The organism is Mesorhizobium sp. KR1-2 (assembly GCF_040045035.1).
Classification (GTDB): Bacteria; Pseudomonadota; Alphaproteobacteria; order Rhizobiales; family Rhizobiaceae; genus Pseudaminobacter.
This window is the reverse complement of sequence record NZ_JBDZDS010000009.1, coordinates 108,313-122,338: the sequence shown is the minus strand read 5'-3', so window position 1 is coordinate 122,338 and position 14,026 is coordinate 108,313. Positions and strand designations below refer to the sequence as shown.

Annotated in this window: 17 protein-coding genes; 11 read left to right on the top strand and 6 right to left on the bottom strand. The window is 63.1% G+C overall.

Annotated features, from left to right (window positions below; translation table 11 throughout):
* Positions 1-106: 106 nt before the first annotated feature.
* Both ABLE85_RS17970 and ABLE85_RS17965 read right to left on the bottom strand, forming a co-directional pair.
* Positions 107-394, bottom strand: coding sequence for a hypothetical protein (locus tag ABLE85_RS17970; protein ID WP_348794078.1), 288 nt, complete (start codon positions 392-394; stop codon positions 107-109).
* A 157-nt stretch (positions 395-551) separates the two neighbouring features.
* Positions 552-1,445, bottom strand: a complete 894-nt coding sequence (locus ABLE85_RS17965; protein WP_348794077.1) for a branched-chain amino acid aminotransferase — start codon at positions 1,443-1,445, stop codon at positions 552-554.
* A 244-nt stretch (positions 1,446-1,689) separates the two neighbouring features.
* On the opposite strand from ABLE85_RS17965, the gene ABLE85_RS17960 reads away from it, so the two are divergent.
* The 3 genes from ABLE85_RS17960 (at position 1,690) to ABLE85_RS17950 (ending at position 4,600) form a co-directional block, all read left to right on the top strand.
* Positions 1,690-2,223: a MarR family transcriptional regulator gene (locus ABLE85_RS17960; protein WP_348794076.1), complete on the top strand. Its 534-nt coding sequence runs from the start codon at positions 1,690-1,692 to the stop codon at positions 2,221-2,223.
* The gene (locus tag ABLE85_RS17955; RefSeq protein ID WP_348794075.1) at positions 2,210-2,929 is read left to right on the top strand and encodes a response regulator transcription factor; all 720 of its coding nucleotides are present in this window, start codon (positions 2,210-2,212) and stop codon (positions 2,927-2,929) included. The genes ABLE85_RS17960 and ABLE85_RS17955 overlap by 14 nt, the downstream gene beginning before the upstream one ends.
* Positions 2,930-3,190: 261 nt before the next feature.
* Positions 3,191-4,600, top strand: coding sequence for an ATP-binding protein (locus tag ABLE85_RS17950; protein WP_348794074.1), 1,410 nt, complete (start codon positions 3,191-3,193; stop codon positions 4,598-4,600).
* Between the two features lie 30 nt (positions 4,601-4,630).
* Here the strand turns inward: ABLE85_RS17950 and ABLE85_RS17945 are convergent, their stop codons facing one another.
* The 4 genes from ABLE85_RS17945 to ABLE85_RS17930 form a co-directional block, all read right to left on the bottom strand.
* The gene (locus ABLE85_RS17945; protein WP_348794073.1) at positions 4,631-5,803 is read right to left on the bottom strand and encodes a TMEM43 family protein; all 1,173 of its coding nucleotides are present in this window, start codon (positions 5,801-5,803) and stop codon (positions 4,631-4,633) included.
* 216 nt (positions 5,804-6,019) lie between these two features.
* Positions 6,020-6,379: a tRNA-binding protein gene (locus ABLE85_RS17940; protein WP_348794072.1), complete on the bottom strand. Its 360-nt coding sequence runs from the start codon at positions 6,377-6,379 to the stop codon at positions 6,020-6,022.
* 11 nt (positions 6,380-6,390) lie between these two features.
* Positions 6,391-6,891, bottom strand: a complete 501-nt coding sequence (locus ABLE85_RS17935) for a YbjN domain-containing protein (protein ID WP_348794071.1) — start codon at positions 6,889-6,891, stop codon at positions 6,391-6,393.
* Between the two features lie 323 nt (positions 6,892-7,214).
* Positions 7,215-7,526 (bottom strand): accessory factor UbiK family protein, encoded by a 312-nt coding sequence (locus tag ABLE85_RS17930; protein ID WP_348794070.1) that lies wholly within the window; start codon positions 7,524-7,526, stop codon positions 7,215-7,217.
* A gap of 140 nt (positions 7,527-7,666) precedes the next feature.
* Between ABLE85_RS17930 and ABLE85_RS17925 the strand changes: the two genes are divergently transcribed.
* The 8 genes from ABLE85_RS17925 (at position 7,667) to ABLE85_RS17890 (ending at position 13,963) form a co-directional block, all read left to right on the top strand.
* Positions 7,667-7,921 (top strand): type II toxin-antitoxin system ParD family antitoxin, encoded by a 255-nt coding sequence (locus tag ABLE85_RS17925; RefSeq protein ID WP_348794069.1) that lies wholly within the window; start codon positions 7,667-7,669, stop codon positions 7,919-7,921.
* Positions 7,921-8,220, top strand: a complete 300-nt coding sequence (locus tag ABLE85_RS17920) for a type II toxin-antitoxin system RelE/ParE family toxin (RefSeq protein WP_348794210.1) — start codon at positions 7,921-7,923, stop codon at positions 8,218-8,220. Before ABLE85_RS17925 ends, ABLE85_RS17920 begins: the two co-directional genes overlap by 1 nt.
* Before the next feature lie 105 nt (positions 8,221-8,325).
* The gene (gene lgt / locus ABLE85_RS17915) at positions 8,326-9,180 is read left to right on the top strand and encodes a prolipoprotein diacylglyceryl transferase (protein ID WP_348794068.1); all 855 of its coding nucleotides are present in this window, start codon (positions 8,326-8,328) and stop codon (positions 9,178-9,180) included.
* A complete protein-coding gene (locus tag ABLE85_RS17910; RefSeq protein WP_348794067.1) occupies positions 9,177-10,265 on the top strand; it encodes a class I SAM-dependent methyltransferase in 1,089 nt (362 codons plus the stop codon). The genes lgt and ABLE85_RS17910 overlap by 4 nt, the downstream gene beginning before the upstream one ends.
* Positions 10,266-10,373: 108 nt before the next feature.
* A complete protein-coding gene (gene pgeF / locus ABLE85_RS17905) occupies positions 10,374-11,168 on the top strand; it encodes a peptidoglycan editing factor PgeF (RefSeq protein ID WP_348794066.1) in 795 nt (264 codons plus the stop codon).
* Entirely contained in the window at positions 11,168-12,319 is a 1,152-nt protein-coding gene (locus ABLE85_RS17900; RefSeq protein WP_348794065.1) for a Xaa-Pro peptidase family protein, read from the top strand. Before pgeF ends, ABLE85_RS17900 begins: the two co-directional genes overlap by 1 nt.
* A gap of 40 nt (positions 12,320-12,359) precedes the next feature.
* Positions 12,360-12,914 (top strand): hypothetical protein, encoded by a 555-nt coding sequence (locus ABLE85_RS17895; protein WP_348794064.1) that lies wholly within the window; start codon positions 12,360-12,362, stop codon positions 12,912-12,914.
* 113 nt (positions 12,915-13,027) lie between these two features.
* The gene (locus ABLE85_RS17890) at positions 13,028-13,963 is read left to right on the top strand and encodes a ribose-phosphate pyrophosphokinase (protein ID WP_348794063.1); all 936 of its coding nucleotides are present in this window, start codon (positions 13,028-13,030) and stop codon (positions 13,961-13,963) included.
* Positions 13,964-14,026 lie beyond the last annotated feature (63 nt).

Below are 14,026 nucleotides of genomic sequence, written 5' to 3'. Positions count from 1 at the left end.
TCGTTTGTGCGCGTTCATTTAGGCATGAACCACCGCGAGGTCCATCGCCGCCAACAAAAATGGGCGGCCAGAAGACCGCCCATCGGAACCGGAACTGTCTGGCCGCTCAGGCCTGCTTGTTCATCGCTCCCATGACCGCACCCACGATCGCCGTCAGCACGCCACCGCCGACGAGGCCGCCGATCCCGTCGCCGAGCGCGCCCGACATCGCGCTCGCGACATTGGGATCGGAAAGGACCCTGGTGACGATCTGGCCGCCAGCCACACCGCCAATGGCACCCGAGATTATCTTCACTGCCGCACTCATCGCCGCCTGCTTGAGCGCCGCACCGACGCCGAGGCCACCTATGGCGCCTGTTACGAGTTGTATGATGATCGGAAGAAGTGCTTCCATTCCACTATCCCTCCAACAGTAAGACCGACTCGTGCGAGCCGTCATCACCATCAGAACCTGAATTGAATGAAAGTCAAATTCGTTTCGGGCCAAATAAGAACGGGCGACCCAAGGGCCGCCCGTTGAAACAACGCCGGTATCCGCGTTGCGATACTACTTATTCCGCGGCAATCGCTTGCTTGGGCTGAACGGCGGCCGAATAGTCCTCCATCAGCGTCTTGGCGATCTCGCCGACCTGGAAGCGGTACTGCCCGATCTCGGAAACAGGCGTGACCTCCGCGGCGGTGCCGGTGAGGAAGCACTGCTCGAAGCCCTCCAGCTCTTCCGGCATGATGGCGCGTTCGATCACTTCGATGCCACGCGCGCGGGCCAGATCGATCACGGTCTTGCGGGTGATGCCGTTGAGGAAGCAATCCGGCGTCGGCGTATGGATCTTGCCGTCCTTGACGAAGAAGATGTTGGCGCCGGTTGCTTCCGCCACCTGGCCGCGCCAGTCGAGCATCATGGCGTCCGCGTAGCCCTTGGCCTCAGCCGCGTGCTTGGACAGCGTGCAGATCATGTAGAGGCCGGCGGCCTTGGCGCGCGAAGGCGCGGTGCGCGGGTCGGGACGGCGGTACTCGGCCATGTCGAGGCGGATGCCCTTCAGCTTCTGCGCCGGGTCGAAGTAGCTCGGCCACTGCCAGATCGCGATCGCGCAGTGGATGCGGTTGTGCTGGGCCGAAACGCCGAGCGAGTCGCTGCCGCGCCAGGCGATCGGGCGCACATAGGCGTCCTTGAAGCCTTGCTTCTTCAAGAGCTGGCGGCACGCGTCGTCGATTTCCGCAACCGAATAAGGGATGGTAAAGCCAAGGATGCGAGCAGATTCATGCAGGCGCTCGGTATGCTCGGTAAGCTTGAAGATCTCGCCGCCATAGGCGCGTTCGCCTTCGAAAACCGCGCTTGCATAGTGCAGCCCGTGGGTAAGTACATGAATCTTGGCGTCGGCCCAATTGACGAACTCACCGTTCATCCAGATGAAGCCGTCAAGCTGATCAAAGGGAACTGATGCCATAATAACCTCCGGCGGGCTTCGCCCGCACACGTTTACTGTTCGAAATGCGTCAGCCGACTAGGGCTGCTGGTAGTTTGAAGCGTAGGCCGATATGACCCTCAAGGCAAATGCAGGAAGTTTCGAAGAAAGCGCCCGCAAAACGCCTTTTAGTTCGCAATCGGCCGAAAAGCTTGGCAAAAATTACCATCGGCGCTAAAATATGTCAACAAGGCTGACATAAATTTGGAGTCTTGCAAGGAAAGCCATGACGGATCGTAGCGGCACGAACGCCTCACCCATTAGAACCGCGATCACCAACGAAGATGGCGTGGACCTGTCCATCATCGAATTGCTCTTCTTCGCCTATCGCGACTTCACCTCGGACCCAGACCAGATCCTGGCCGAATATGGCTTCGGCCGTGCGCACCACCGCGTCCTGCATTTCGTCAACCGCATGCCGGGCCTGACGGTCGCCGAACTGCTCGACGTGCTGAAGATCACCAAGCAGAGCCTGGCTCGCGTGCTGAAGCAGCTGATCGACACCGGCCACATCGTCCAGGTGCAGGGACCGCGCGACCGACGCCAGCGCGAACTCTATCCCACCGAGAAGGGCCGCTCGCTGGCCCTTGCCTTGGCTCGGCCACAGTCACGCCGCATCAGTGCAGCATTGGGGAATTCCTCAATGGCCGAACGCGAGGGGATCGAGCGGTTTCTCAAAGCGATGGTCAACCCCGAATTGAGAGCGCAGATTGACAACCTGCCCGGAACCACATCAGGGAAAAGCCATGGAGACGAGTGAGATTTCCGACAATCCATCCGCACCGGACGACGACGCCCCGCATCTCCTTGTCGTCGACGACGACACCCGCATCCGCAACCTTCTCAAGCAGTATCTGAGCGAAAACGGCTTTCGCATCACGGTAGCCGGGAACGCGGCGGAGGCCCGGCGCAAGCTCGCCGGACTGGAATTCGACCTGCTCATCCTCGACGTCATGATGCCCGGCGAGAGCGGCGTCGAGCTGACCAGATCGCTGCGCGCCGAAAAGCAGGTGCCCATCCTCATGCTCACCGCCCTGTCGGAAACCGATAGCCGCATCACCGGGCTGGAGGCCGGCGCCGACGACTATCTGCCCAAGCCCTTCGACCCGCGCGAACTGATCCTGCGCATCAACAACATTCTGCGCCGCGGCGGTCCACAGACGACGCCGAAGGTCGAGCAGCTGGTGTTCGGCCCCTACACCTTCCAGATCGCACGTCGCGAGCTGAAGAAGGGCGGCGAGCCGCTGAAACTCACCGACCGCGAACAGGAGATCCTGGCGATCTTCGCCGAACGTGCCGGGGAAACCATTCCGCGCCACGAACTGGTGGGCAGCGAATCCGAGGTGGGCGAGCGCACCATCGACGTGCAGATCAACCGGCTGCGTCGCAAGATCGAGCGCGATCCTTCCAACCCGGTCTGGCTTCAGACGGTTCGCGGCATCGGCTACCGGCTGAGCGTCGAATAGCGCATGCTTGCGCCGACGGCCGGACGTCGGTCTAGGCTGGGCAGGCATTTGTGGCTTGGAGCTCCACCATTCCGGCCTATATAGAGCAGGTCGCGCAAGGGTCGGAGACGCTTCAGCGATCGACTTGCGAATGGTGCGGCGGCGTGTGCGCCGCTTCGCGGCGGCATTTTCCAGCACCTGTTCCCGGCCGCACAGATATGGCATGGAGCATTCCTCGATACCCGCCTGCAACCGCGAGGCCACCGGGCGATGGAAGAGCAGATGGCAACCTCGGAAGTGAACAGCCCGGACAAGGACAGCCTCGCGGCGCGCACGCGCCGGGCTTTGGTGTCGGTGAACAAGCGCTGGCACAAGTTCTGGCGGCTGATTTCGCTTTATCTGCCAAAGCGCCTCTATCCGCGCTCGCTGATCATCATCATCACCCCGATGATCCTGCTGCAGTCGGTGGTGGCCTTCGTGTTCATGGAGCGCCACTGGCAGACGGTGACGCTGCGCCTGTCGCAGGCGGTGACCCGCGACATCGCCGCCATCATCGACATGATCGAGACCTTCCCGCATGACGACGACTATGCCAACGTCATCCGCATCGCCCAGGACCGGCTGGCGCTGAAGGTCGACTTGCTGCCACCCGACCCGCTGCCGCCGCCGGGACCAAAACCCTTCTTCTCCCTCCTTGACCAGACGCTGTCGTCGGAGATCACCAAGCAGATCAACCGGCCGTTCTGGATCGACACGGTCGGCAATTCCAACATTGTCGAGGTGCGCGTCCAGCTCAAGGACAAGGTGCTGCGCGTCTTCGTGCGCCGCAGCCAGGCCTATGCCTCCAACACGCACATCTTCCTGATCTGGATGGTCGGCACGTCGCTGGTGCTGCTGTTGATCGCCATTCCCTTCCTGCGCAACCAGATCCGGCCGATCCTGCAGCTTGCCGAAGCCGCCGAAAGCTTCGGCAAGGGCCGCTCGACCCGTGACTTCCGCCCGCGCGGGGCCGAGGAGGTGCGGCGTGCGGGCATTGCCTTCGTCCAGATGCGCGAGCGCATCGAGCGCCAGATAGAGCAGCGCACGGCGATGCTGACCGGCGTCAGCCACGACCTGCGTACAATTCTCACCCGCTTCAAGCTGCAGCTGGCACTGTCCGGCAAGAAGCCGGATCTTCAGGCACTGAACCAGGATATCGACGACATGCAGTCGATGCTGGAAGGCTATCTCGCCTTCGCGCGCGGCGAAGCCTCGGAAGATCCGGGCCTGTTCGACCTGAACGCCTATCTCGAAAAGACCGCCGAGGAAGCGAAGCTGCGCCAGCGCAGCCTGTCCACCTCGCTGACGGGCGAACGCATGATCCATGTGCGCCCGAACGCCTTCACGCGCCTGCTCGCCAATGTCGTCGGCAACGCCTTCCGCTATGCGAACGACGTGCGCGTCAACGCCACTCACACGCGCGGCTCGCTGACCGTGATCGTGGACGACGACGGCCCCGGGATTCCCGCCGAGCAGCGCGAGGAAGTGTTCAAGCCATTCGTGCGGCTGGACGAGGCCCGCAACCTCGATGCCAGCGGCACCGGCCTCGGCTTGGCCATTGCCCGCGACATCGCCCGCAGCCATGGCGGCGACATCACGCTGGACGACAGCCCGCTGGGCGGCCTGCGCGTCATCATCCGGGTGCCGGCCTGACCGGCACCCGGCCAACCCTCGGGCGGGATCCTACGCCGCCGCCGCGACCTGTTGCTTCCGCCCCCTGAAGAAGCGGGTGAGCGCAAACGTGATCGCAACCCCTGCGACCAGCACGCAAATCGCCGCCACCGGGCGATAGTAGAACCATGCAATCGCGATTGTCGTCGTCCCGACGACGATGGTGAAGAGGAACGCAGCCAGCCCCGTTCCCAGCCGCGCGATGTCGCCCAGGAAGGGAATGACATCGGCGATCACGGCAATCGGCTCCATGATCATGCCGAAGCCGACGGCCAGCAGAACCAGGCCGACCGCGCGAAGGATCCAGCTGAGCAGGTTGTTCTCGCTGACGGCATGGGCGAACATGTCGGCCGCCGACACGTTACCGCTCTCGACCAGCAGCAATTGGTCGCCGGCCTTGGTCTGGTAGCGGTCGAACGAATTGCCCGACTGCTTGGCGACGACGCTGATGGTGCCCAGCGGAACCAGCTTGTAGCTGATGCGGTAGTCGCCAACGGCCGGCTTCTTCGGATTATCGCCGAGATAGATTCCGCCATCGACGATCGACAGCTTTTCCGAGCCGGAATAGGCCGCTTCGATGCCGGACTTCTGCGCCGGCGTGAGCTTCATCGCCTGTCCACCGTTGACCTCGTCGAGCACCGTCTCATCGAGCGCGAAGCCGTCGAGCTGGGCCTCGGCGACCTGATGTACGCCCGACTTGAACTCCGCAGCCGGATTGCCATGCCCCTCGGGCTCTTCGAACCTGGAGGAATCGATGGGCTCGTCGGACCAGTCGGTCGAATAGCTATACGTCGTGACGGTCTCCTCGCCGCCACCGAGCTTGGTCTTGGTCTCCGTCTCTTTCTTCTCATGCCACTGGAACATCTCGACCGTCCGCACCAGCCGGATGCCTTTGGCCTCGATGCCGAACTCGTCATCCTCCAGCGTCTCGTCCGTGGTCACCCTGCCGCTGGTATGGACAAGCTTGCCATCATTGGCGGCATCGACTGTAGTGCTCGGCACCGTCACCACGGTGCTCGCGCCTTCCGCCAGCGACCGGGCGGTCGTGACGGCACGCCCCTCGTTCCAGAACAGGAGTACGATCGCGCCGAGGACCAGAAGGAAACCTATCAGCGCGCCAAGCACCGATTGCTTGATGCGCTCCAGCCACGAAACCGACGTCGTTTTGGTAATACTGTTGCTCACTTATCGCCCCCAAACAGCAAGAGGCAGCTAAACGACCGCCTCATTTCCCTGCCCTCGCCTCCCAAGTGTTTCGGCTTGGCAGGCAAATCGGTAGCTCGAAGGCATTTGAGGAAGTGTGAATACAGGCGGGCCGCGGCGATCTTGTCGCAATATTTGCGCGCGCACGCCGGCGCCGACACTTTCATCGTCGTAAAAGTGCCGTGGGCTTTGCCAAATTCAGAAGAGGCGACCGCCGTCCGGAACCCGGCGTTCGATTGCGCCGAGAACGACGTCGCCCTCGCCGTCGGGAAAGCCCAGCGTCAGCACTTCGGACATGAACTTGCCGATCTGGCGTGGCGGAAAATTCACCACCGCAAACACCTGCCGTCCGACCAGCGTCTCGATGGAGTAGTACTTGGTGATCTGCGCCGACGACCTCTTCACCCCGATCTCGGGGCCGAAATCGATCTTCAGCTTGATAGCCGGCTTGCGCGCTTCAGGGAAAGGCTCGGCCTCGACGATTGTGCCCGCGCGGATGTCCACGCGGTCGAAATCGGCAAAGGTGATCTCGGGCTTCCTCGAATTATGCGCGGTCATTTCCAAAAGTCTCAGGCGTTGCCGTGGGTCTCGAAAAGGACGCTGGCCAGTGCATCCTTGGCCGAAGTCCCCGACCAGACCACGAATTGGAACGCCTGGAAATAGCATTCGCAAGCTTCGAGGGCCGATGAAAGCAGCACCTCGACCTGCTGGCTGGTCGGCTCGACCCCACCGGCAAGCAGCAGCGACTGGCGGAACATGATCGCGCCTTCCTGCTCCCACAGATCGAAATGGCCGAACAGCATCTGTTCATTGATCAGCGACAGGAGCCGCATGATCTCGACGGCCCGGGTCTCGGGGACCTTGATGTCGAAGGCGCAGGCAAGGTGCAGCGCCTCGAAATCCTCCATCCACGAGAAGGAGACGTGGTAGTCGGTCCAGGCGCCAGTCACCGAGATGGCGATCTCGTCGTCGCCGGTGCGCTCGAACGACCATTCGTTATTGTTCGCGACCTGCTCGATCACGTCCACGGGATGGATTTCGCGTGCGAATTCCAGTTCGACAAGTTCCATAAAATGCTTCCTGACGTTCTCGGAGCACAACTGAAGGCTCCGCGGGACGGGCACACGCGAACACAATTTTTCTCGGATTTCAGTCGGCAGGACAGATCAACACTGGAACACTTGAACCGGACCCCCACCGCCCGGCGCACGACCCGGTCTCGAATCATGCAACAAATTCAGTGTATTGATGCAGAGTAGCGTGACCAGCCCCTTTTTGCGGGGCGGGCCATTAGGGTGTGGAAACTGGCTGACTCAAAATTTTATGCAAGCCGGATAAGCGATTCAGCCGACAGCGCTTTTTCGAATGAGGCTTTGTGGATAAGGTTAACAAATTATTTTTTGGATGAAGTCCTTGCCGGGCGCTTTGCAGCCGTCTCCGATGCTTCGTCCGAAGAATTCGACAGTTTCGCCTCGAGTTCCGCTACACGTGCGGCCAGCCGCTCGTTCTCGGCGCGCACCTTCAGCGTCATCTCGCGCAGCGCATCGAACTCCTCGCGCTGCACCACGTCCATCGAATTGAGAACGCGTTCGGCCTGGCTCTTGAAGGCGGTCTCGACCTCGCGCCGAACGCCCTGCGCGGCACCTGCCGCGTCGGTCACAAGCTTTGCAAATTCATCCAGAATGCGGTTCGGACCGTTCGACATGGCAGCACCTCGTTGTTGCCATTTCGACGTAGTGCCGCGGCGTCACGAATGCAAGACTGTTGGCCGGGACGCAGCCTTCAGCGCTTGCCGCAGTTAATAACAGTTATTAAATTCATCTCTATCCACGAAAGGAGCCAGCCATGGCTATCAGTGCCGACCTTGGCGCGCCGCTTGAGGAATTCGTCAATCAGCTGGTGAAAAGCGGCCGCTACAACTCCAAGAGCGAGGTGCTGCGCGAAGGCGTGCGCATAATCCAGGAACGGGAGATGAAGCTTGCCGCCCTCGACGCGGCCATTGCGCGGGGCATCGCTGATGCCGAAGCGGGGCGGGTCAAGCCTGCCGAGGAAGTGTTTGCCCGACTCGAGGCCAAGTACAAGGCAAAGACCGGTGAATGATGCGCGTCATCTTTACCGATGCCGCTGAAAGGGAAATCGAAGCGATCGGCGACTATGTCGCCGAGGAAAGTCCCGCTCGCGCATTGGAGCTTGTCCGCGAGTTGAGGGAAAAGTGTCTCAGCCTGTCCGACATGCCGAGGCGCTTTCCCCTGCTGGAACGCTATAGCTCAAGCGGCATCCGCCGCCGGGTTCACGGAAACTACCTGATCTTCTACCGCGTCGAAGACGACGCCGTTCAGATCGTCCACATCCTTCACGGCGCAATGGACTACGAACGCCTCCTTTTCCCGGAGGGTTGATCTGCGGCCCGCCGGCCGCGCGCCTCCCTGTCCAACTTGCCTTGACCCTGCCAAAAGCCTGCAGCATGGTCCGGCCCAAACCGTTCGCCCGACCGGGAGTACCACTTGAGCACATACCTTGCCTTGCCGCTGGCGGCCCTGCCCTTTCCCAACATCGACCCGGTCATCGTCCACATCGGACCGCTGGCTATCCACTGGTACGGCGTCGCCTATATCGTCGGCATCCTGTTCGCCTGGTGGTACGGCAAGCGGCTGGTGACCAACCCGAAGCTCTGGACCGATGGCAAGCTGCCGATGAAGCCGGAAGACCTCGACGACTTCCTCGTCTGGGCGGCGGCGGGCGTCGTCCTCGGCGGGCGCATCGGCTATGTGCTGTTCTACGACCTGTCGCGCTATCTGCAGAATCCGCTCGACATCTTCGCGGTCTGGCAGGGTGGCATGTCGTTCCATGGCGGCTTCATCGGCACCACCCTTGCCATGATCTTGTTCGCCCGCTCCCGCCGCATCCCGATTTGGACCATGTTCGACGTCATCGCCGCTGGCGTGCCGGTGGCGCTTGGCCTCGTGCGCCTCACCAACTTCATCAATTCCGAGCTCTGGGGCAGGATAACCGACGCGCCCTGGGCGATCGAGTTCCCCAATGGCGGGCCCTTCACCCGCCATCCCAGCCAGCTCTACGAAGCCGCGCTTGAGGGGCTGGTGCTGTTCTTCGTGCTGCGTGTCCTCACGCACCGCTTCCTTAAGCTGAAATCCCCCGGCTTCGTCTCCGGCGCCTTCGTGGCCGGCTATGGCGCCTCGCGCATTTTCGTGGAGTTCTTCCGCGAGCCCGACCCACAGCTCGGCTATCTGTTCGGCGGCTGGCTCACCATGGGCATGGTCCTGTCGGTTCCCATGGTGCTGATCGGCATATGGGCGATGGCCACGGCAAAGCCCGCCAGCCCGGCCCCCAGCGCAGCATGAGCGAGCTCAAGCAGCGCATCGCGGCGCAGATCGCCGCCGGCGGCCCGATTTCGGTCGCCGAATACATGGCGCTCTGCCTCTTCGACCCGAGGCACGGCTACTACACCACCCGCGAGCCCTTCGGCATCGCCGGCGATTTCACCACCGCGCCCGAAATCAGCCAGATGTTCGGCGAGCTCGTCGCCGTCTGGCTGCGCACGGCATGGGAAGCTGCCGGCCGGCCCTCCCCCTTCATCCTGGCTGAGATCGGCCCCGGCCGCGGCACGCTGATGAAGGATATGCTGCGCACCCTGTCGAAGCTCGATCCGGGCTTCCTGGCGCAGGCCTCCGTCGCCATGGTCGAGACCAGCCCGCGACTCGCCGAGGTGCAGCGCAAGACGCTCGCCGACGCCCCAGCGCCGGTCGAATGGGCCCAGGACATCGAGGCGCTGGCGCCCCTGCCGCTGTTCATCGTCGGCAACGAGCTGTTCGACGCCATCCCGATCCGCCAGTTCGTACGCGCGGCCGGCACCTGGCGCGAACGCGCCGTGGCTCTCGACGATGCCGGCAATCTGCAATTCGTCGCCGGCGCCGGCTCGCTCGATCCAGCCCTTTTGCCACCAGACCCCGCCGACGCCGCGGAAGGCGCGATTGTTGAACTCGCGCCCGCGCGCAGTGCGCTCATGGAGACGATTGCCGCGCGCATCGCATCGCACGGCGGCGTCGGCCTGTTCATCGACTACGGCTATCTGAGCCCTGGCGTCGGCGACACGCTGCAGGCGCTGAGAAAGCACCGCTACGAGGACGTGCTGGAAAACCCCGGCCTTGCCGACCTCACCACCCATGTCGATTTCCACGCTCTCGCCCAGGCCGCCCGCAGCCATGGCCTCGACGCGCGTCTTTCCACCCAGGGCGATTTCCTGCTCGGCCTAGGCCTGCTGGAGCGCGCCGGCCGACTCGGCGCCAATGCCGACGCCGCCGGCCGCGACAAAATCCACAGCGAAGTTGAGCGCCTTGCCGGCCCCGATTCGATGGGAAACCTGTTCAAGGTGCTGGCCGTCACACCGCCGGGGATCGCCGTTCCGCCCTTCGCGGACCCGGATTGACTCGACCCTTCGGCTGCCCCACTGTCCCATGCTCGCGAGCGAAGGTGCGGGGGGCCGAAGCGAATTTTCGCCTTGACGCAACCGCCTTCGCGAAGAACAAGGCGGGTCATGTCAGATCGATCTACGCTCTATCCAATCCGCTCCGCCCGCCTCGGCGAAGCTGAAGCCAGGGGCATCCGACACGGCTATTTTACCCGCGTCGGCGGGGTTTCCGAAGGCATCTATCGCGGCCTCAACATCGGCGCTGGCTCCGATGACGACCCGGTGAGGGTGCGCGAGAATCGCCGGCGCGTCGCCGAATGGATGGGCGTCGACGTCGATTCGCTGCTCACCGCCCACCAGATCCACTCGCCCGACGTCATCGTGGCGCGCGAACCCTTCAACGGGCCGCGACCGAAAGGCGACGCCCTCGTCACCGACCGGCCCGGCATCGCCATCGCCGCCTCGACCGCCGATTGCGGCCCGGTTCTGTTCGCCGATGCCGAGGCCCGCGTCATCGGCGCTGCCCATGCCGGCTGGAAAGGCGCCTTCGGTGGCGTGCTCAAAAACACCATCGCGACCATGGAAGAGCTAGGCGCGAGGCGCGAACGCATCGTCGCCGTGCTCGGCCCCTCCATCAGCCCGAAGAACTACGAGGTCGGTCCGGAATTCGTCGACCGCTTCCTGGCCGCCGATGCGGAAAACGAGCGCTATTTCGCGCCGTCGGTGAATGCCGGGCATTCGATGTTCGATCTCAACCGCTACACCGTGGACCGGTTGCGCAGGAGCGGCGTTGCCGCCGAATGCCTCGACCGCTGCACCTATGCGGAGGAAGACCTGTTTTATTCCTACCGCCGTTCGACGCACCGCAAGGAGGCGGATTACGGTCGACAGATTTCAGCAATTGTTCTGGAGGACATTTGATGGCGCTGCATTTCGAACGCTCCGAATTTGACGCACGTCGTGACCGACTGATCATCGAAATGGCCGAGAAGAAGCTGGACGCGATCCTGCTGTTTGCGCAGGAAAGCATGTACTGGCTGACCGGCTACGACACCTTCGGCTTCTGCTTCTTCCAGTGCCTCGTGGTGAAGTCCGACGGCACCATGGTGCTGCTGACGCGGTCGGCCGATCTGCTCCAGGCCCGCCAGACCTCGATCATCGAGAACATCGTGCTCTGGACCGACCGCGACGTTGCAAATCCGGCGCTCGACCTGCGCAACCTGCTCAACGACCTCGACCTCCTCGGCGCACGCATCGGCGTGGAATACGACACGCACGGCCTGACGGCCCACAATGGCCGCCGGCTCGACGAACTGCTGCAGACCTTCGGCCAGATCGCCGATGCCTCCGGCATCGTCTCGCGCCTGCGCCTGTTCAAGAGCCCGGCCGAAATCCAGAAGGCGGAGAAGGCCGCCGCGCTGGCCGACGACGCACTGGACGCGGCACTGCCGCTTATCAAGCAGGGCGGCGATGAAGGCGCCATCCTTGCTGCCATGCAGGGCGCCATCTTCGAGGGCGGCGGCGATTATCCGGCCAATGAATTCGTCATCGGCTCGGGCGCCGACGCGCTGCTGTGCCGCTACAAATCGGGCCGCCGCAAGCTCAACAAGAACGACCAGCTCACGCTGGAATGGGCCGGTGTCTACAACCACTACCACGCCGCCATGATGCGCACCGTTCTCACCGGCAAGGTGTCGAGGCGCCATCAGGAGCTGTTCGACGCCGCCCGCGATGCGCTGCTGGCCGTGGAAAAGGCGATGACGCCGGGCAACACCTTCGGCGACGTCTTCGACGCGCACGCCCGCACCATGGAGGCGCACGGCCTCACCAAGCACCGGCTCAACGCCTGCGGCTATTCGCTTGGCGCCCGCTTCGCCCCGTCCTGGATGGACATGCCGATGTTCTACCAGGGCAATCCCGAGCCCATCGCGCCCGACATGACGCTGTTTGCGCACATGATCATCATGGACGCCGAGACCGAGACCGCTATGACGCTCGGCCGCACCTATTTGACGACGGATACGCAGCCCCGGCCGCTTTCTCGCCATGATCTCGACTTGATCGTAAAGTGAAACCGTTGTGACCATGATGCGGCTGCAAGCGGGAGAAACCATGACGAAAAAGCGACTGCCTCAATCGGCTGCAGCCCTGCTTTTCGTCGCCCTGCTCTCGGCCTGCAGCACCAGCACCCAGGACGTGCTCGAGCCGTCGGCCGTCGCCGCCCAGCAACCGGACGGCAGCACCGCAGGGACTCAGGCCGCGTCGTCCTCCATCGGCGCGCCCGGCGCCCCGATTTCCACCAGTGCCCGCGTTCAGATCGCGCCGATCGTCGGCGCCAGCGTCGAAGCCGCCACGCCGCTCACCGAGAGGCTTGCCGTCCGGGCGCGCGAGCGCAGCATTCGCCTGGCAGGCTCCGCCGACACCACCGCTACCCATGTGCTGAAGGGCTATTTCTCGGCGCTGACCGAAGGCAAGGAAACCACGATCGTCTATGTCTGGGATGTCTACGATCCGGCCGGCACGCGCTTGCACCGCATAAATGGACAGCACAAGGTCCGGATCTCCGGCGGCGAGGGATGGAGTTCGGTCCCGTCGGCCGCGATGCAGACCATCGCCGACACGACCATCGATCAGCTTTCTTCGTGGCTGTCGGGCCACACCGGCTAAGCTCCGCCAGCCGAATATTAGCCAAAAATCCGCGACTCGGCTTGCAATAGCGGCCCAGCCCGCTAAAAGCCCGCTAAAATCCTCCTTCCGAAATCCTTCACCAGGAACGGTGCATGAAACTCTTCGCAGGCAATTCCAACCGGGTGCTGGCTGAAGCCGTCGCCCGCTATCTCAACATCCCGCTCGGCAAAGCCAGCGTCAGGCGCTTCGCCGACCAGGAGATCTTCGTCGAGATCCAGGAAAATGTGCGCGGCGAGGACGTCTTCATCCTCCAGTCCACCTCCTTCCCGACCAACGATCATCTGATGGAACTTCTCATCATGATCGACGCCTTCATGCGCTCCTCGGCGCGGCGCATCACGGCGGTCATCCCCTATTTCGGCTATGCGCGCCAGGATCGCCGCGCATCGGGCCGCACCCCGATTTCGGCCAAGCTGGTCGCCAACATGATCGCCCATGCCGGCGCCAACCGCGTCCTGACGCTCGATCTGCATGCCGGTCAGATCCAGGGCTTCTTCGACATCCCCACCGACAACCTGTTCGCCGTGCCGGTCATGGCCCGCGACGTGAAGGCCAAGTACAAGCAGATCAACAACGTCATGGTCGTATCGCCTGACGTCGGCGGCGTGGTGCGCGCCCGTGCGCTGGCCAAGCGCCTCGACGCCCAGCTCGCCATCGTCGACAAGCGCCGCGAGCGGCCGGGCGAGTCGGAAGTCATGAACGTCATCGGTGACGTGCGCGGCAAGGACTGCCTGCTGATCGACGACATCGTCGATTCCGGCGGCACGCTGTGCAACGCGGCCGACGCGCTTCTGGCCAACGGCGCCACCAGCGTCACCGCCTACATCACCCACGGTGTGCTTTCGGGCGGCGCGGTCGCCCGCATCACCGGCTCCAAGCTGCAGGAACTGGTCATCACCGACTCCATCCAGCCGACTTCGACGGTGGAAGCTGCGCACAACATCCGCACCATCTCCATCGGCGATCTGATCGGCGAGGCAATCTCGCGCACCTCGTCGGAAGAATCCGTCTCCAGCCTGTTCGACTAGAGCTGAAGTCAAAAACTGCAGCGCCGCGCACCCCTCGGGTGCGCGGCGCTTTTGCTTTCCAGA